Raw genomic sequence first — 17,314 nt, forward strand, 5'->3', positions numbered from 1 at the left:
CGCTCCCACTTGCATCAAGCCGCATCCGCCTTGTTCTGCCTATTGGCGATCAGATCATCGACAACAGCAGGATCAGCGAGCGTCGAGGTATCGCCGAGAGCGCCGAAATCGTCCTCGGCGATCTTGCGCAGGATACGGCGCATGATCTTGCCCGAGCGGGTTTTCGGCAGGCCGGGGGTGAACTGGATCTTGTCGGGCGAGGCGATCGGGCCGATTTCGGCGCGGACATGTTTTACCAATTCCTGCCGTAGCGCTTCGGTGCCTTCCATCCCGACCATCAGCGTCACGTAGCAATAGATGCCCTGGCCCTTGATCGAATGCGGATAGCCGACGACGGCGGCTTCCGAGACGTGCTTGTGGGATACGAGCGCCGATTCCACCTCCGCCGTACCGAGACGATGGCCCGAGACGTTGAGTACGTCGTCGACGCGACCGGTGATCCAGTAGTAGCCGTCCTCATCGCGGCGGCAGCCGTCGCCGGTGAAGTACTTGCCCTTGTAGGTGGAAAAGTAGGTCTGGATGAAGCGCTCATGGTCGCCATAGACAGTGCGCATCTGGCCGGGCCAGCTGTCGGTGATGACGAGATTGCCGTCGGCCGCCCCTTCCAGCACATTGCCTTCATTGTCGACCAGCTGCGGCTGCACGCCGAAGAAGGGCAGGGTGGCCGAACCGGCCTTGAGATCGGTCGCGCCCGGAAGCGGCGTGATCATGTGACCGCCGGTTTCTGTCTGCCACCAGGTATCGACGATCGGGCAGCGGCTGTCGCCGACCACCTTGTAATACCATTCCCAGGCTTCCGGATTGATCGGCTCGCCGACCGTGCCGAGAATGCGCAGGCTGGAGCGCGAAGCGCGCTTGACGAACTGATCGCCGGCGCCCATCAGCGAACGGATCGCCGTCGGCGCAGTATAGAAGATATTGACCTTGTGCTTGTCGATCACATCCCAGAAACGGCCCTGATCCGGGTAGTTCGGCACGCCTTCGAACATCAGCGAGGTCGCGGCATTCGCGAGCGGCCCGTAGACGATATAGGAATGGCCGGTGACCCAGCCGACATCGGCCGTGCACCAATAGATATCGCCGGGGTGATAGTCGAACGTATATTCATGCGTCATCGCCGCATAGACGAGATAACCGGCCGTCGTGTGCAGCACGCCCTTCGGCTTGCCCGTGGAACCGGAGGTATAGAGGATGAAGAGCGGGTCTTCCGCCTTCATCTTCGCCGGCGGGCAATCCGCCTTCACCTTGGCGGTTTCCTCGTGATACCAGACATCACGGCCGGGCTCCCAGGCAACCTTGCCGCCGGTGCGGCGCACGGCGATCACGGTCTTGACCGCGACCTTCTGCTTGGCGGCGATCTGGATCGCCGTATCGGTATTTTCCTTCAGCGGAATGGACTTGCCGCCGCGGACACCTTCATCGCAGGTGATGACGACGGTCGAGGCGCAATCGACGATGCGGCCGGCAAGCGCTTCCGGCGAGAAGCCGCCGAAGACGACCGAATGCACCGCGCCGATGCGGGCGCAGGCCAGCATCGCATAGGCGGCTTCCGGGATCATCGGCATGTAGATGGTGACGCGGTCGCCCTTCTTGACGCCGTGCTTCTTCAGCACATTCGCGAGCCGGCAGACCTGCTCATAGAGCTCACTATAAGTGATCTTCTTGTCGATATAGGGATTGTCGCCTTCCCAGATGAAGGCGACGCGATCGCCATGTTTCTTCAGATGCCGGTCGATGCAATTGTAGGAGACGTTGGTGACGCCATCCTCGAACCACTTGATCGACACCTTGCCGGTAAAGGACGTGTTCTTGACCTTCGTGTAGGGCTTGAACCAGTCGATGCGCTTGCCGTGCTTGCCCCAGAACTTGTCGGGATCCTCGACGCTCTGCTCATACCATTTCTGGTACTTCGCCTTGTCGATCAGGGCGCGTGCCTTAACCGGTTTCGTCACGGGATGGATCTTCTCCGACATTGTTTCCTCCTCAAATCCCTAGCACTCCGATTTGTAACCGCGAGCACTCTTTCCGCGCAATAAATAGCAGGTCAAACTACGACAGCAATTGGACAAAGTGCATTTCATCCGCAAAGAATTGCAATTCCGCGACACTGTCGCTATATAGGGCCGTATTTCCCGGACAATGTGGTGTTACACCCCGGACCGCGACACCGGCGCGGACTGACAGAAGGACTATATCCATGGCTCAACAATTGCTCATGCCGAAGGCAACCGCCATCTGGCTTGTCGACAATACGGCCTTGTCATTCGACCAGATCGCGCAGTTCTGCAGGCTGCACCCGCTCGAAGTGAAGGCCATTGCCGACGGTGAAGCCGCACAGGGCATCAAGGGCCTCGACCCGATCTCGACCGGCCAGCTGACGCGTGACGAAATCGCCCGCGCCGAAGCCAATCCGAACCACAAGCTGAAACTTTCCGAGCCGAAGGTCCGCGTGCCGGAATCCAAGCGCCGCGGCCCGCGTTACACGCCAGTCTCCAAGCGGCAGGATCGCCCGAACGCCATCCTGTGGCTGGTGCGCAACCATCCGGAACTGAAGGATGCGCAGATTTCCCGCCTCGTCGGCACCACCAAGTCGACCATCGAACAGATCCGCGACCGCACGCACTGGAACGCAGCCAACCTGACGCCGATGGATCCGGTCACGCTCGGCCTCTGCAGCCAGATAGACCTTGACATGGAAGTCGAAAAGGCCTCCAAGGGCCGTCCGCTGCCGACCGCCGCCGAACTCGGCGCGACCCTGCAGCCGGCTCAGGAAACCGAAAAGCTCGGCTTCAGCTATGATCGCGATGACGAGAAGGAAAAGGAAATCGACGCCGACGCCGTTTTCGCCAAGCTGAAGTCGCTGAAGTCGACCAGCCGCGACGACGAGGACGACGACCAGTTCTAAGATCCGGTTTCATCGCAGATTTACGAAGCCCCGGTTTTCACAGCCGGGGTTTTTTGTCGGGAGACACGGCCAACTCGTCCTTTGACGGGCTCAGGGTGAGGATGGAAGCGCTCTGCGGTGTAAGGCCCAGCTCCTGTAGCTGAGGCACAGTTTAACGTACCGTCTTGCATAGGAAACTAGCCCTCGTGGTGAGGTGCGTAGGCCGTGAGGCCGGAGCCTCGAACCACGAGGCGGTAGCCGTGGCTTTTATTTTCGACCGAATTTATCGCGCCCCGAAGATCGCAGAACCGACCCGGACGCTTGTCGCGCCGAAGGCGACGGCAATTTCGTAGTCGCTAGACATGCCCATCGAGAGCTTTTCGACGCCGGCCCGCTTGGCGAGCTTTGCCAGGAGGGCAAAATGCGGCCCCGGATTTTCCTCCGCGGGCGGAATGCACATCAGGCCTTCGACCGGAAGTCCGAGTTCCTTGCGGCAGAAATCGACGAAAGCGACTGTGTCATCAGGGGCGATCCCGGCCTTTTGCGGCTCCAGCCCGGTATTGACCTGCACATAAAGCCGCAAAATCTTGCCCTGCACCTTCATTTCATCGGCGATGGCGCGGGCGATCTTTTCCCGGTCGATCGTCTCGATGACGTCGAACAGCGCCACGGCATCGGCCGCCTTGTTCGATTGCAGCGGGCCGATCAGGTGCAGCTCGATCCCGGGCGTTTCGGCCTTCAGCTCCGGCCATTTTGCCTGGCTTTCCTGCACACGGTTTTCGCCGAACACACGCTGGCCGGCCGAAATCGCCGGGCGGATCTGGTCGGCATCGAAAGTCTTCGAAACGGCAACGAGCTGCACGGAACCCGCCGGCCGGCCGGCCTGACGCTCGGCCGCAGCGATATGGGAACGGACTTCGTTCAGGCGCTCTTGAAGTTCCATCTTTTCGCCTCGATATGTTCGCTTGCTTTTTCAACCCTTGCAGTAATGAGGCGGGCAGGCTTTGCCAAGGGCGAATACGGCCGAATCCGGCTTTGCTTTGCAAGATAAGGCACTTGCCGCAACCGCTAAACTTGACGCTTGGGTAGTTTCGTGGTGAAGGTCACCCCCTAACTCCCCATGATTTTCCGGAATACAAGATCAGATGACGACCGAACGTTATAATCCGCGCGATGCCGAGCCCCGCTGGCAGGAAAAATGGAACGAAGAAAAGGTCTTCGTGACAGACAATGCCGATCCGCGTGAGAAATACTACGTTCTAGAGATGTTTCCCTATCCGTCGGGCCGCATCCACATGGGCCATGTGCGCAACTACGCCATGGGCGATGTCGTTGCCCGCTACAAGCGCGCCCGCGGCTACAACGTGCTGCATCCGATGGGTTGGGACGCCTTCGGCATGCCGGCAGAAAACGCAGCGCGCGACAACAAGGTGCATCCCAAGGAATGGACCTACCAGAACATCGCCTCGATGCGCACCCAGCTGAAGGCCATGGGCCTGTCGCTGGACTGGAGCCGCGAATTCGCGACCTGCGATGTGGACTATTATCATCGCCAGCAGATGCTCTTCATCGACATGATGGAGAAAGGTCTGGTCTACCGCAAGAAATCGAAGGTCAACTGGGATCCGGTCGATAACACCGTTCTCGCCAACGAGCAGGTCATCGACGGCCGCGGCTGGCGTTCCGGCGCGCTTGTGGAACAGCGCGAGCTGACGCAGTGGTTCTTCAAGATCACCGAGTTTAGCCAGGATCTGCTGGATGCCCTGGACACACTCGATCATTGGCCGGAAAAAGTGCGGCTGATGCAGAAGAACTGGATCGGCCGGTCGGAAGGCCTGACCGTCCGCTGGGAAATCGTGGCCGAAACCGCTCCCAATAGCGATCGCGAGATCACAGTCTACACGACCCGCCCCGATACGTTGTTCGGCGCCTCCTTCCTAGCGATCTCTGCCGACCATCCGCTGGCCAAGGAAGCGGCTGCCAAGGATCCGGCGATCGAGGCTTTCTGCGAGGAATGCCGTCGTGCCGGCACCTCGCTGGCCGCGCTGGAAACCGCGGAAAAGAAAGGCATGGACACCGGCATCCGCGTCCGTCACCCCTTCGATCCGTCCTGGGAACTGCCAGTCTACATCGCCAATTTCGTGCTGATGGACTATGGCACGGGCGCCATCTTCGGCTGCCCGTCCGGCGACCAGCGCGACCTGGACTTCGCCCGCAAGTACGGCCTGCCCGTCGTTCCCGTCGTCATGCCCGCTGATGGCGATGCTGCGAGCTTTACCGTCGGCGACACTGCCTATGATGGTGATGGCGTCATGATCAACTCGCGCTTCCTCGACGGCATGAGCACCGAGGAAGCCTTCGAGACGGTGGCAACGAAGCTTTCGGAAACGAGTCTTGGCAACGCGCCGCAGGCCGAGCGCAAGGTGAATTTCCGTCTGCGCGACTGGGGCATTTCCCGGCAGCGCTATTGGGGCTGCCCGATCCCGGTCATCCATTGCGACGATTGCGGCGTGCTGCCGGTGCCGAAGCAGGATCTGCCGGTCCGGTTGCCCGACGACGTCACCTTCGACCAGCCAGGCAACCCGCTCGACCGGCACGCCACCTGGCGGCATGTCGCCTGTCCGCAGTGCGGCAAGGATGCGCGGCGGGAAACCGATACGATGGACACCTTCGTCGATTCGAGCTGGTATTTCGCCCGCTTCACTGCTCCCTGGGAGAACCAGCCGACGGATCAAAAGGCGGCTAACCACTGGCTGCCGGTCGATCAGTATATCGGCGGCATCGAGCACGCGATCCTGCACCTGCTCTATTCGCGCTTCTTCACGCGCGCGATGCGCGAAACCGGCCATCTTGACGTGAAGGAGCCTTTCAAGGGCCTGTTCACGCAAGGGATGGTCGTGCACGAGACCTATAGCCGCGGCAATGGCCTGACGCGCGAATGGGTTTCGCCGGCGGATATCAAGATCGAGGAGGTGGACGGCCAGCGCCGCGCCACGCTGCTGTCGACCGGCGAGGACATCGCCATCGGCTCGATCGAAAAAATGTCGAAGTCGAAGAAGAACGTCGTCGATCCGGATGACATCATCGCCTCCTACGGCGCCGATACGGCTCGCTTCTTCGTGCTCTCCGATTCGCCGCCCGATCGCGACGTCATCTGGTCGGAAGCCGGCGTCGAAGGCGCGCATCGTTTCACGCAGCGCATGTGGCGGCTGGTGTCGGAAGCCGCCGATGCTCTGAAGACAGTTGAATCGACTCCGGCTAAGGAAGGCGAGGGGCTGGCGATTTCGCAGGTCGCCCATCGTACGTTGAAGGCCGTTCAAGGTGATTACGATAAGCTCGCCTTCAACAAGGCCGTGGCGCGCATCTACGAATTCGTCAATGCGCTGGCCGCACCACTCGGCAAGGTGGCGGCCGGTCAGGCGGATGGCGCCTATCGCTCTGCTGTCCGCGAGGCCGTCGAAATCCTGATTTCGCTGGTTGCGCCAATCACGCCGCATCTGGCCGAAGAATGCTCGGCCGCCCTCGGCAACACGCATATGGTCGCGACCAGTGCATGGCCGGTCTATGACGAGGCGCTCGTCATCGAAAACGAAATCGTCTATCCCGTTCAGATCAACGGCAAGAAGCGCGCCGAATTGACAATCGCGCGCGATGCAGATCAGAATGCCGTGCAGCAAGCCGTGCTCGCCCTGGATGCCGTTACGAGCGCATTGAATGGTCAGGCGCCAAAGAAGATCATCGTCGTTCCACAGAGGATCGTAAACATTGTCGTCTGATAGTCTTTTCAAGTTCGCCCGCATCGCTGGCGTCGCTTCCCTTGTGGCTGTTGCCGGCCTTCTGTCCTCCTGCCAAGTTCGGCCGCTGTATGCCGTCAGCACCGGTGTGACGCAGAAGCTCTCCGAAGTCGCTTTCTCCGACGTCGGTTCGCGCGTCGGACTGCAGGTCCGCAATCAGCTGATCTTCATTGCGGGCCGGGGCGCCGGCGAAACGAAGACGCCGAAATATACCGTCGACCTCAGTGTCACCTCCGGTACGGGAGGCGTTATCTATCTGCCGTCGTCCAGTACATCGGCAGCCGGCCGCACCACGGTGACAGCGTCCTTTACGTTGAAGGAAGCAGTCACCGGTAAGGTCCTCAAATCCGGTAGCCGCTCGGTGACGTCGCTTGTCGACTTCCCGACACAGGAATTCGCCAAGCAGCGCGCGATCCGGGATTCGGAAGACCGCGCAGCCCGCGAAGTTGCCGAGATGGTGGCTGCCGACATAGCAGCTGCACTCAGCCACTGACAAAGAGCGCGGCATGGCGGAAATCAAGTCTCACGAATTCGACGGATTTCTCCAAAATGCCGCGCGAAACTACCGCATCTTTGCCATTTATGGGCCAGATCGTGGCTTGGTATCCGAACGTGCCGCCCAAATCGCCGGCAAGACCGGCGTAGACCTGAACGACGCCTTCTCTCTCATCAAGCTCGACGTCGCGGATCTGCAGAATGATGCCGGCCGCCTGCTCGATGAAGTAAACGCCATCGGTTTGTTCGGCGGCGAGAAGCTCGTCTGGATTCGCGGTGCCGCCAACGAAAAGGTGCTCATCGATTCGCTGCAGATCCTTGCTGACAATCCTCCAGATGCGAGCTTCGTCATCATCGAAGCCGGTGATCTCAAGAAAGGATCGGGGCTACGCAAGGTCGCGGAGCCGGCTCGCAGCATCGCCACGATCCCTTGCTATGCTGATGACATCAGGGCTCTCAACAGCCTGATCGATACTGAGCTGGCAAACGAAGGGCTGCGCATCACGCAGGCGGCTCGCCAGACACTGCTGGAGCTTCTCGGCGGCGATCGCATCGCCTCCCGCAATGAGGTTCGCAAGCTTGCCCTTTATTGCCGCGGTCAGGACATGATCGAGGAGCAGCACGTCATCGAAATTATCGGCGACGCCAGCGCGGTTTCCGCAGATGACGCGGTCGACGCCATCCTAAAGGGTGATTCGGAGGCTTTTCTGCGCGCGATGCAGAGAATTGCTTCATCCAAAACTCCGATGTTCCTCGTGCTTCAGGGCTGTTTGAGGCAGTTTCAGATGCTTGATACGATGCGAGCAGAGATGGATGAAAGGCGGATCGCTCCCGCCCAGGTCATGCAGACACATGGCCGTTATCTGCATTTCCGCCGCAAGCCCATCATCGAACAGGCACTGAAAAGCTGGACCGGGCCGGCCATTGCCCGGGAAATGAATAGATTGCAGACAGCGATTCTCCAGACACGCCAGCGGGCTAGCCTGGAAGATACTATTGCCACACAGACCCTATTATCGACCACGTTGCAATCGGCTCGAAAAGGTTGATGTTTCACCGGAAATGACAGGAAAAGTTACGGGGCCCATTCCTGATGGACCCAGTTTTGCCTCGGTATGCTGACTGTAATCGCCAGGGCTACGGGCTGCCTTTAGCGCCGCTCCAGCAGTCGGCAAATCTCCTCGAGCTGCTCCAGCGTCTTATAGCTGATCTTCACCTGGCCGCCATTGCCGCGATGGTTGATCGAAACGTCCAGACCGAGCGTATCGGAGAGCGTGCGTTCCAGCGCCAGCGTGTCAGAATCCTTTTCGTCCTTGCGGGCGCCTGCGGGACGGGGATCGTTCTGAGCCTTGATGTCATTCTGCGCCAGCCGCTCGGCATCGCGCACCGACATGCCTTTGGAGACAATGGTGCGGGCCAGCGAGGCCGGATCCGAGGTCGACACCAGGGCACGCGCATGGCCGGCAGAAAGACTGCCGCCGGCAAGCATATCGCGCACCGTATCGGGCAGCTTCAGCAGCCGTAGTGAATTGGCGACATGGCTGCGGCTTTTGCCGATGATTTCGCCAAGGTCGTTTTGCGTATAGCCGTGCTCGGCAATCAGCTGCTCATAACCCAATGCCTCTTCCAGCGGGTTGAGATCGGCGCGCTGGACGTTTTCGACGATCGCAATTTCAAGGGCGGTCTTGTCGTCGACATCCCGGACAATGACCGGAATTTCGATCAGGCCGGCGAGCTGCGCGGCCCGCCATCGCCTTTCGCCGGCTATGATTTCATAGCGGTCCGCCGAAACCGTGCGTACGACAACCGGCTGGACGATGCCGTGTTGGCGGATGGAGCTGGCCAGATCATGCAGCTCGGTCTCATCGAAATAGCGACGCGGGTTTCTCGGATTACGGCTGATGAATTCGATCGGCACAAGGCGATCCGGATTGACAGCCGGCTTGCCCGCATCCACCGGCGTCGGCTGGTCCATCTCACCGATGAGAGCAGCCAATCCGCGCCCGAGACGCCGCTTCGAAAGATCATCATTCATCACCAATACTCACTCTGGAACAATACTATTTCATGCGGCAGCCTTGCGCTGCCGTTCTCTCTGGATCACTTCCGAGGCCAGTTGCAGATAGGCTTGGCTGCCCGCACACTTCAGGTCGTAGAGAATGGCTGGCTTACCGTAAGAAGGCGCCTCGGACACGCGTACGTTGCGCGGAATCAACGTATGGTAGACTTTTTCTCCCAGGTGAGTGCGGACATCGCTGACCACCTGCTGCGCCAGATTGTTGCGGGAATCGAACATCGTCAAAACGATCCCCTGAATATCCAGAGACGGATTGACCGTGCGGCGGACCTGATCGACGGTTTCCAAGAGTTGACTGAGGCCTTCTAGTGCGAAAAATTCGCACTGCAACGGTACGAGCACCGAATGGGCCGCCGCCATGGCATTCATCGTCAGCAAATTGAAAGAAGGCGGGCAATCGACCAGAATATAAGAGAAGGCGAGGGCCTCCGAGGCATTTAACGCCCGGCGCAGCTTAAAGACGCGATCCGACTGCTGCGCGATCTCCATCTCGATACCGAGCAAGTCCATTGTCGATGGCACAATGAAAAGATTGGGAACAGCGGTTTCCTGAACGGTATCCATGACCGAATGAGTGCCAACCAGGAGATCATAGGAAGACAGCTTCCGATCCCGGCGCTCGATACCGAGACCCGTGCTGGCATTGCCCTGCGGATCGAGATCGACGATCAGAACGCGCTCGCCGATCGCGGCAAGCGCAGTCGCCAAGTTGATGGCGGTCGTGGTCTTGCCGACGCCGCCCTTTTGATTTGCGATGGTAATAATCCGGTTTCGCTCGCCGATCATCTGCCGCATATCCAATGATGGTTAATTCAGGCGTCGCAGGCGATTGAGCTCCAAAATAACGGAATCTCGCTCGACGACACTCCGATGTTTTACCAGATCGAATTCCCAACGGCCACGGGCTTTCTCAAGCTCACGCTCGTAATCCCGGCCTTTATGCAGGAAAAGGCGCAGATTTTCATTGCGCTCCACCCAAGGCGCTGCATAGTCCAGCAGTAAGTCCAGCTCCGCAAGAGCCCGCGCCGAGATCAAGTCGCAATGTCTGACAATCCCCGGCGCCTCCTCGATGCGAACCGCGTGAACTGCACCCCGGGCTTCGCATTCTCGCAGGCAAACCCGCAGGAAAGCAGCCTTCTTCTGATTGCTCTCGATTAAATCGACATGTCCGGTGCCCGTTTCGGCCAGGAGAATCGCCGTTATCACTCCAGGAAAGCCACCGCCGCTACCGAGATCGACCCAATGGCTCGGCGTGGGATGAAGCTGAAAAATTTGAGCGCTATCGGCAATATGGCGGCGCCAGAGATCATCAATGGTCGAGGGCGCAACAAGGTTTATCGTCTTCGCCCACTTCTGGAAGAGCTCAGCGAAATGCTGCAGTCGCTCCTGTGTTTCACGTGAAACACGTACACCGTTCAATTCCATGCTTTGGACTCTCTAACCTTGTAGTATCAAGATACGAGTTTTTGCGCATCCTGAGTGCTCATCTTTTTAAGATGCGCCAGCAACAGAGAAATGGCCGCTGGCGTCATTCCGTCGATCCGCGACGCTTGAGCAATGTTCTTCGGATTCGCTGCGGCCAGCTTCTGCTTCAACTCGTTGGACAGACCAGAGAGAACGGCGAAGTCGAAGCCAGAAGGAATAGCGCGCTCTTCTTCTTTCCGAGCCTGCGTTATATCCGCAGTCTGCCGATCCATATAGACCGCATAGGCCGCTTCGATCTCGACCGCTTCGGCGACGCTCCGTTCCATGGATTGCAGCTCCGGCCAAAGGCGCGACAGCGCTTCGATCGACTGACCCGGATGCGAGAGGAGTTCATACGCCGAACGCCACTGACCATCCTTGTTCAGGTGCATGCCGGCTTTTTCGGCTTCGTTCGGAGTGATCCTCAAATCTTTCAGACGAATGCGTGCTTGTTCAAGCTTCCTCACATATCGGTCGAAACGCGATGCGCGATCAGCACCGACGCAACCGATGGACAGGCCAACCGGCGTCAGGCGCACATCCGCATTGTCGGCTCGGAGCGAAAGACGATACTCCGCGCGGGAAGTGAACATGCGATAAGGCTCCGCGACACCGCGCGAGGTCAAGTCGTCGATCATTACGCCAATATAGGAGTCCGTTCGGCTGAATTCGATCGCTTTGCCACCGGAGGCAAGACGCGCCGCATTTAAGCCGGCAACAAGGCCCTGTGCGCCTGCCTCTTCATATCCCGTTGTGCCGTTGATCTGTCCGGCCAGAAAGAGACCGGGAATCTTCTCCACCTCCAGGGAGAGTTTCAGTTCGCGCGGATCCACATGATCATATTCAATGGCATAGGCGTGCTGGAGAATTGTAACTCGTTCCAGACCCGGAATGGTTTTGATGAAGTCCTCCTGGAGATCCTCCGGAAGGGAGGTGGATATGCCGTTCGGATAGACGGTCGTGTCATCGAGGCCTTCCGGCTCCAGGAATATCTGATGGCCATCGCGCTCACCGAACTTCACGATCTTGTCCTCGATAGAGGGACAATAGCGTGGTCCAACGCCTTCGATCTGCCCTGAATACATCGCCGAACGTTTCAGATTCTCGGCGATGATCCTATGCGTATCCGGCGTCGTTCGCGTCACGCCACATTCGATCTGTGGATTCACGATGGAATCAGTCATGAAGGAAAAGGGCGTGGGATCTTCATCAGCGCCTTGTCTTCCGACTGACGCCCAGTCGATCGTCGTGCCATCGAGCCGAGCCGGGGTTCCCGTCTTCAAGCGCCCGAGGGCGAGCCCATGCCGCAACAACGTGCCTGAAAGGCCTACCGAAGGCTCTTCGCCAACGCGCCCAGCCGGAATTTTCTTGTCGCCAATATGAATAAGGCCGCGAAGAAAGGTTCCTGTCGTCAAAACGACAGCGCCACACCGGATGATCCTGCCATCCTTCAACGTGACTGCAGAAACGCGTCCGTGCTCAAGGACGAGATCAAACGCATCCCCTTCTATGACATCAAGATTGTCGATCGCGCCGATTTCGGCCTGCATGGCCAAACGATAAAGCTTACGATCGGCCTGTGTGCGCGGCCCACGGACAGCAGGGCCCTTCTTGCGATTGAGCATGCGGAATTGAATACCGGCCGCATCGGCAACCCGCCCCATCAGGCCGTCGAGTGCATCGATTTCCCGCACGAGATGGCCTTTGCCAAGACCGCCAATGGCGGGGTTGCAGGACATGACGCCGATCGTATCTCGTTTATGCGTCACCAGCGCGGTGCGCGCGCCCAGGCGTGCGGCCGCGGCCGCGGCCTCGCTGCCGGCATGGCCGCCACCTACAACGATCACATCATATGATTCATCGAACATCATCAAGTCCTCGGTCGTGCCGTCTGTTTGGCACACCAATTTCAGGAGTCAAGAAGGTTTCACGTGAAACGTCGGTTCGAATCCAATTCGATATCCGATCGGCATGTTTCACGTGAATCATTTGCCGATGCAGAATTCCGAGAAAATCACATCCAACAGATCTTCGACATCGACGCGTCCTGTGATCCGCCCAAGGCTCGTAGCGGCCCGTCGCAAATACTCCGCCCTGATATCAAGACCTCTGTCCTCGGAGGCGAGTGCCGCAGCGACGGCAGCTAAACTCTCACCCAGCAGCATCCGATGCCGCAAGCGGCTCGGCAATGCCAACGACAGAGATTCCGAGCGATCCTGCAGATCTTGCCGGAGAAATTGATGTAGCGCCGGCAAGCCCGCCCCCGTCTCCGAGGAGATAAGCACATCATACTCGCCGTCGCCCTGACCAGGGTGTAAGTCTGATTTCGTCCCGAGCGTGACGATCTTGCCGGAGAAACCGGGGAAATCGAGCTGCGGACCATGGCCGATTTCCGCTAACGATAGGACAAGATCGGCATCAGCGACGGTGTTAAGGGCGCGGCGTATCCCCTCGCGCTCGACAATCTCATCGGTTTCCCGCAAGCCTGCCGTATCATAAAGCTTGACAGCATATCCCTCAATATTCAGATCGATATGCAGAACGTCCCGCGTTGTTCCGGCGATGTCGGTGACGATCGCCACCTCCCGCTTCGCCAACGCATTCATGAGGCTGGACTTGCCGGCATTCGGCGGCCCGGCAATCACCACTTTCAGACCATCGCGTATAATCTCGCCAAGATCGGCGCCTTTGAGATGGTCGGACAACTCAGAATGCAGACGCTGCATGTCTGCCCATACCATATCCGATACGGAGCCGGGAATGTCATCCTCGTCTGCGAAATCCAGCTCGGCTTCGATCAGCGCCCGCGCGCGGGTCAGCCGGTCAGCCCAGCCATTATAGAGCTCCGATAATCCGCCGGCAGCGTGTTCCAACGCGAGCCGGCGCTGCATTTCCGTCTCGGCACTAATGAGATCCGCCAGGCCCTCCACCTCGACAAGATCCATTTTGCCGTTCTCAAGGGCACGGCGCGAGAATTCTCCATGCTCCGCAAGACGGCACCCATCAAAAGTGGCAAGCTCTGCCAGAAGCGCATTCACAACCGCCTTGCCGCCGTGAACATGAACCTCGACGCAATCCTCTCCGGTGAAAGAGGCTGGCCCCGGAAAAATTAAAACAAGACCACGGTCGATAGTTAAACCGTTACGAGTCCGAATCGTTTTCAGCGCGGCTTGCCGAGGAGCTGGCAGCGTTCCGGCAAGGGACCCAGCGACGGAAAAAGCGGAACGACCGCTGATGCGGATAACGGCGACGCCGGCTGGCAAGCCGCCGCTGGAGAGTGCATAGATGGTTTGGTCTGCCGTCATTGAACTGATCCGTATCCGAATCGATTTTCGTTGATACTTCGCCTAAGAAATTCTGCTCAATAAAACGAAATCGGGGCCGCTAGAAGGCGACCCCGATCATAGCATGTGCACCGTATCTCTAAAGCGATACGCTCACGGAATCCGGCTAAGGATTACGTATTCATCGAATCGAAGAAGTCCGGATTGTTCTTCGTCTGCTTGAGCTTGTCGATCAGGAACTCAATCGCGTCGGTCGTACCCATCGGCGCCAGAATGCGGCGCAGGACGAAGATCTTCTGCAGATCCTGGCGCGGCACCAGCAGGTCTTCCTTACGCGTACCGGACTTGAGAATATCCATTGCCGGGAAGATGCGCTTGTCGGCCACCTTGCGGTCGAGCACGATTTCCGAGTTACCGGTACCCTTGAATTCTTCAAAGATAACTTCGTCCATGCGGCTGCCGGTATCGATCAGGGCCGTCGCAATGATGGTCAGCGAGCCGCCTTCTTCGATGTTACGCGCAGCACCGAAGAAACGCTTCGGGCGCTGCAGGGCGTTGGCGTCGACACCGCCGGTCAGAACCTTACCAGAGGAGGGGACCACGGTGTTATAGGCGCGGCCGAGGCGGGTAATCGAATCGAGCAGGATGACGACGTCGCGGCCATGCTCAACCAGGCGCTTGGCCTTCTCGATGACCATTTCAGCAACCTGGACGTGGCGCACGGCCGGCTCGTCGAAAGTCGACGAGATGACTTCGCCGCGCACGGAGCGCTGCATATCTGTCACTTCTTCCGGACGTTCGTCGATCAAGAGAACGATCAGATAGCAGTCCGGATGATTGGCGGTGATGGAATGGGCGATGTTTTGAAGGAGAACGGTCTTACCGGTACGCGGCGGTGCGACGATCAGGCCGCGCTGGCCCTTGCCGAGCGGTGCTACGAGATCGATCACGCGGGGCGAAAGATCCTTCGACGTGGGAACGTCGAGTTCCATACGAAAACGCTCGTTCGGATAAAGCGGCGTTAGGTTATCGAAGTGAACCTTGTGACGGATCTTTTCCGGATCATCGAAATTGATCGTGTTGACTTTCAGCAGCGCGAAGTAGCGTTCGCCTTCCTTCGGTCCGCGGATCGGTCCCTCGACCGTGTCGCCCGTCTTCAAGGAGAAGCGGCGGATCTGGGAGGGGGAAATATAGATATCGTCCGGACCGGGAAGATAGTTAGCGTTCGCGGAACGCAAGAAACCGAAACCATCTTGCAGAACTTCGACGACGCCCTCGCCGATGATTTCTACGTCTTGGCTTGCCAGCACCTTCAGGATTGCAAACATCAATTCCTGCTTGCGCATCGTGCTGGCGTTTTCCACCTCGAGCGATTCGGCAAAGGCCAGGAGATCGGTCGGGGATTTATTTTTCAGTTCCTGAAGCTTCATTTCAGCCATGAAGGGAGTTACTCATTTTTTAGGAGGGGAAGGCAATGTTGCTCGTATTCAGAACCGCGATAGGGGCGCTCGCGGGAGACAGAATGGATACATGCCACGAAGAGAAGATGGCGGGAAAATAGCGACTCACTTTCTGAACCGCAAGGGGGGCACGCAAAATGAAAGAAATTTTACGTCGTGTCTAATATAGCCCCGCCTCACGCAAAGGGCTTGACGACCACGAGAATGACGATCGCGATCATCAGAAGCGTCGGCGCCTCGTTCATGAGCCGCCAGTATCGGGCAGAATGCTTGTTCTGATCGCGGGCAAAGGCGCGCACCGCAGCGCTGAAATGGCCGTGAACGCCCGAGAGAATCAAGACAAGCCCGATCTTGGCGTGCAGCCATCCGCCTTGGAAATCATAGACGGACCAGGCAAGATAAAGCCCGAAAATCCAAGTCAAAATCATTGCCGGGTTGATGATGTAGCGCAGCAGTCGCTGTTCCATGACCTTGAACGTCTCGGATTGCTGCGAACCGGGTTCGGCGTCGGTGTGATAGACGAACAGCCGCGGCAGATAAAACATGCCGGCCATCCAGGAGATGACGGCGATGATGTGCAGCGCCTTGATCCAGAGATAGAGATCGGCCGGATGCCAGGCGAAAAGTCCGATCGCCAGAACCGCAAAAATGAGGATCATGACATAGGCGCGTCGTCCAGCCCTCTGACCCGGAGCGGCGTCCGTCTGCTTTTCCACCGTCATCAGTTCCTCCATCCCCGCACACGCTCAACAAGCCTGGCAACATTATCGGGATCCGCCTGCGGGGTAATGCCATGTCCGAGATTGAAGATCAGCGGGCCATTCCCGAGCTGCTGCAGGATATCGTCGATCCCGACGTCCAAAGCCTTGCCGCCGGCAACCACGCGCATCGGATCGAGATTGCCCTGCACCGGCCCGTCCTTCTGCAGTTCCCGAGCAAAGGCCAACGGCACCGACCAGTCGAGACCGATCGCATCGGCTCCCGTCTTCTGCCGATAGGTTTTCAGCAGGTATCCGGCCCCTTTGGCAAAAGCGATCACCCGCGCCTTTGGCCGCCGTGCCTTCACCGATGCGATCATTTTCGCAACCGGCTTGACCGCAAAAGCCTCGAATTCCTTCTCGCCGAGCACGCCGGCCCAAGAATCGAAAATCTGCACGGCATCGGCGCCGGCGTCGATCTGCGCTACGAGATAATCGGCCGAGATATCGGCAAGCAGCATCAGCAGATGTTCGAACGCTTTGGGATAGCGATAGGCAAACAGCCGGGCAGGGGCCTGATCGGGCGTACCATGGCCGGCGATCATATAGGTCGCAACCGTCCAGGGTGCGCCACAGAAGCCGAGGAGCGTCGTCTCCACCGGCAACTCCTGACGCAGCCGCCGTACCGTCTCCATGACCGGCGCCAGATGCGCCATGATGCCCTCCGGCTTCAATGCAAGGATGCTGGTCTCATCGATCGGATCCATCACCGGCCCATGCCCTTCGGTGAAGCGGACATTCCGCTTCAATGCGTCGGGGATGACCAGGATGTCGGAAAAGAGAATGGCGGCATCGAAACCATAACGTCGTATCGGCTGCAGTGTTACCTCGACGGCGTGATCGGGCGTATAACAGAGATCAAGGAAGCTCCCTGCCTTTGCGCGAGTCTCTCGATATTCGGGAAGATAACGGCCCGCCTGCCGCATCAGCCAGAGAGGGGGAGGGGTGAGCGTTTCACCGCTCAGCACTCGCATGATCTTCCGGCGTTCATCGCTCACAGACGTCGTCCTATATAAAACCAAACATATATTGAAAGGTTTCTATTTCTTAGAGTCGGTGACTAGCAAGGATTAAAGTTCATCCAGCGCCTGTCCAATT

14 protein-coding genes are annotated in these 17,314 nt (G+C 58.6%); 4 read left to right on the top strand and 10 right to left on the bottom strand.

Annotation, left to right across the window (positions count from 1 at the left end; all coding sequences use genetic code 11):
- Positions 1–14: 14 nt before the first annotated feature.
- Entirely contained in the window at positions 15–1,973 is a 1,959-nt protein-coding gene (acs, locus tag DQ393_RS00475; protein WP_112339867.1) for an acetate--CoA ligase, read from the bottom strand.
- Between the two features lie 224 nt (positions 1,974–2,197).
- Between acs and DQ393_RS00480 the strand changes: the two genes are divergently transcribed.
- Positions 2,198–2,905, top strand: coding sequence for a DUF1013 domain-containing protein (locus DQ393_RS00480; protein ID WP_112339868.1), 708 nt, complete (start codon positions 2,198–2,200; stop codon positions 2,903–2,905).
- A 262-nt stretch (positions 2,906–3,167) separates the two neighbouring features.
- Here DQ393_RS00480 and DQ393_RS00485 read toward each other — a convergent pair whose 3' ends face one another.
- On the bottom strand, positions 3,168–3,827 hold the full coding sequence (locus tag DQ393_RS00485; protein ID WP_112339869.1) for a YggS family pyridoxal phosphate-dependent enzyme: 660 nt from the start codon (positions 3,825–3,827) through the stop codon (positions 3,168–3,170).
- A 202-nt stretch (positions 3,828–4,029) separates the two neighbouring features.
- Between DQ393_RS00485 and leuS the strand changes: the two genes are divergently transcribed.
- From leuS to holA, 3 genes are read left to right on the top strand one after another with little or no spacing between them, the layout of a single operon-like run.
- Complete coding sequence (gene leuS, locus DQ393_RS00490; RefSeq protein WP_112339870.1) at positions 4,030–6,660, top strand: leucine--tRNA ligase; 2,631 nt, start codon at positions 4,030–4,032, stop codon at positions 6,658–6,660.
- The gene (lptE, locus tag DQ393_RS00495; protein WP_112339871.1) at positions 6,650–7,171 is read left to right on the top strand and encodes an LPS assembly lipoprotein LptE; all 522 of its coding nucleotides are present in this window, start codon (positions 6,650–6,652) and stop codon (positions 7,169–7,171) included. Before leuS ends, lptE begins: the two co-directional genes overlap by 11 nt.
- 13 nt (positions 7,172–7,184) lie before the next feature.
- A complete protein-coding gene (holA, locus tag DQ393_RS00500; protein ID WP_112339872.1) occupies positions 7,185–8,222 on the top strand; it encodes a DNA polymerase III subunit delta in 1,038 nt (345 codons plus the stop codon).
- 101 nt (positions 8,223–8,323) lie between these two features.
- Here the strand turns inward: holA and DQ393_RS00505 are convergent, their stop codons facing one another.
- The 8 genes from DQ393_RS00505 to hemE all read right to left on the bottom strand — a co-directional run bounded on the left by DQ393_RS00505 (position 8,324) and on the right by hemE (position 17,214).
- Complete coding sequence (locus DQ393_RS00505) at positions 8,324–9,208, bottom strand: ParB/RepB/Spo0J family partition protein (RefSeq protein WP_112339873.1); 885 nt, start codon at positions 9,206–9,208, stop codon at positions 8,324–8,326.
- Positions 9,209–9,238: 30 nt separating this feature from the next.
- A complete protein-coding gene (locus DQ393_RS00510; RefSeq protein ID WP_112339874.1) occupies positions 9,239–10,036 on the bottom strand; it encodes a ParA family protein in 798 nt (265 codons plus the stop codon).
- Positions 10,037–10,057: 21 nt separating this feature from the next.
- Positions 10,058–10,675 carry a 16S rRNA (guanine(527)-N(7))-methyltransferase RsmG gene (gene rsmG, locus DQ393_RS00515; protein ID WP_112339875.1) on the bottom strand — a complete coding sequence of 206 codons (618 nt, stop codon included), beginning with the start codon at positions 10,673–10,675 and terminating at the stop codon, positions 10,058–10,060.
- A 26-nt stretch (positions 10,676–10,701) separates the two neighbouring features.
- A complete protein-coding gene (mnmG, locus tag DQ393_RS00520; RefSeq protein ID WP_112339940.1) occupies positions 10,702–12,582 on the bottom strand; it encodes a tRNA uridine-5-carboxymethylaminomethyl(34) synthesis enzyme MnmG in 1,881 nt (626 codons plus the stop codon).
- 117 nt (positions 12,583–12,699) lie between these two features.
- Positions 12,700–14,019: a tRNA uridine-5-carboxymethylaminomethyl(34) synthesis GTPase MnmE gene (mnmE, locus tag DQ393_RS00525; RefSeq protein ID WP_181592259.1), complete on the bottom strand. Its 1,320-nt coding sequence runs from the start codon at positions 14,017–14,019 to the stop codon at positions 12,700–12,702.
- Positions 14,020–14,171: 152 nt separating this feature from the next.
- Positions 14,172–15,437, bottom strand: coding sequence for a transcription termination factor Rho (gene rho / locus DQ393_RS00530; protein ID WP_004127423.1), 1,266 nt, complete (start codon positions 15,435–15,437; stop codon positions 14,172–14,174).
- A gap of 197 nt (positions 15,438–15,634) precedes the next feature.
- A complete protein-coding gene (hemJ, locus tag DQ393_RS00535; RefSeq protein ID WP_181592260.1) occupies positions 15,635–16,180 on the bottom strand; it encodes a protoporphyrinogen oxidase HemJ in 546 nt (181 codons plus the stop codon).
- A complete protein-coding gene (gene hemE, locus DQ393_RS00540) occupies positions 16,180–17,214 on the bottom strand; it encodes a uroporphyrinogen decarboxylase (protein WP_112339877.1) in 1,035 nt (344 codons plus the stop codon). Before hemE ends, hemJ begins: the two co-directional genes overlap by 1 nt.
- Positions 17,215–17,314: the final 100 nt, after the last annotated feature.

The sequence above is a fragment of the Martinezella tropici genome (genome assembly GCF_003287875.1).
GTDB classification, from domain to species: Bacteria; Pseudomonadota; Alphaproteobacteria; order Rhizobiales; family Rhizobiaceae; genus Rhizobium; species Rhizobium tropici_C.

Bases quoted from the DNA above. Each gene is read 5' to 3' on its own strand.
- hemJ (WP_181592260.1), bottom strand. From the start codon at position 16,180: ATGACGGTGGAAAAGCAGACGGACGCCGCTCCGGGTCAGAGGGCTGGA.
- DQ393_RS00505 (WP_112339873.1), bottom strand. From the start codon at position 9,208: ATGAATGATGATCTTTCGAAGCGGCGTCTCGGGCGCGGATTGGCTGCT.
- DQ393_RS00480 (WP_112339868.1), top strand. From the start codon at position 2,198: ATGGCTCAACAATTGCTCATGCCGAAGGCAACCGCCATCTGGCTTGTC.
- holA (WP_112339872.1), top strand. From the start codon at position 7,185: ATGGCGGAAATCAAGTCTCACGAATTCGACGGATTTCTCCAAAATGCC.
- mnmG (WP_112339940.1), bottom strand. From the start codon at position 12,582: ATGTTCGATGAATCATATGATGTGATCGTTGTAGGTGGCGGCCATGCC.
- rsmG (WP_112339875.1), bottom strand. From the start codon at position 10,675: ATGGAATTGAACGGTGTACGTGTTTCACGTGAAACACAGGAGCGACTG.
- DQ393_RS00510 (WP_112339874.1), bottom strand. From the start codon at position 10,036: ATGATCGGCGAGCGAAACCGGATTATTACCATCGCAAATCAAAAGGGC.
- acs (WP_112339867.1), bottom strand. From the start codon at position 1,973: ATGTCGGAGAAGATCCATCCCGTGACGAAACCGGTTAAGGCACGCGCC.
- DQ393_RS00485 (WP_112339869.1), bottom strand. From the start codon at position 3,827: ATGGAACTTCAAGAGCGCCTGAACGAAGTCCGTTCCCATATCGCTGCG.
- mnmE (WP_181592259.1), bottom strand. From the start codon at position 14,019: ATGACGGCAGACCAAACCATCTATGCACTCTCCAGCGGCGGCTTGCCA.
- rho (WP_004127423.1), bottom strand. From the start codon at position 15,437: ATGGCTGAAATGAAGCTTCAGGAACTGAAAAATAAATCCCCGACCGAT.
- leuS (WP_112339870.1), top strand. From the start codon at position 4,030: ATGACGACCGAACGTTATAATCCGCGCGATGCCGAGCCCCGCTGGCAG.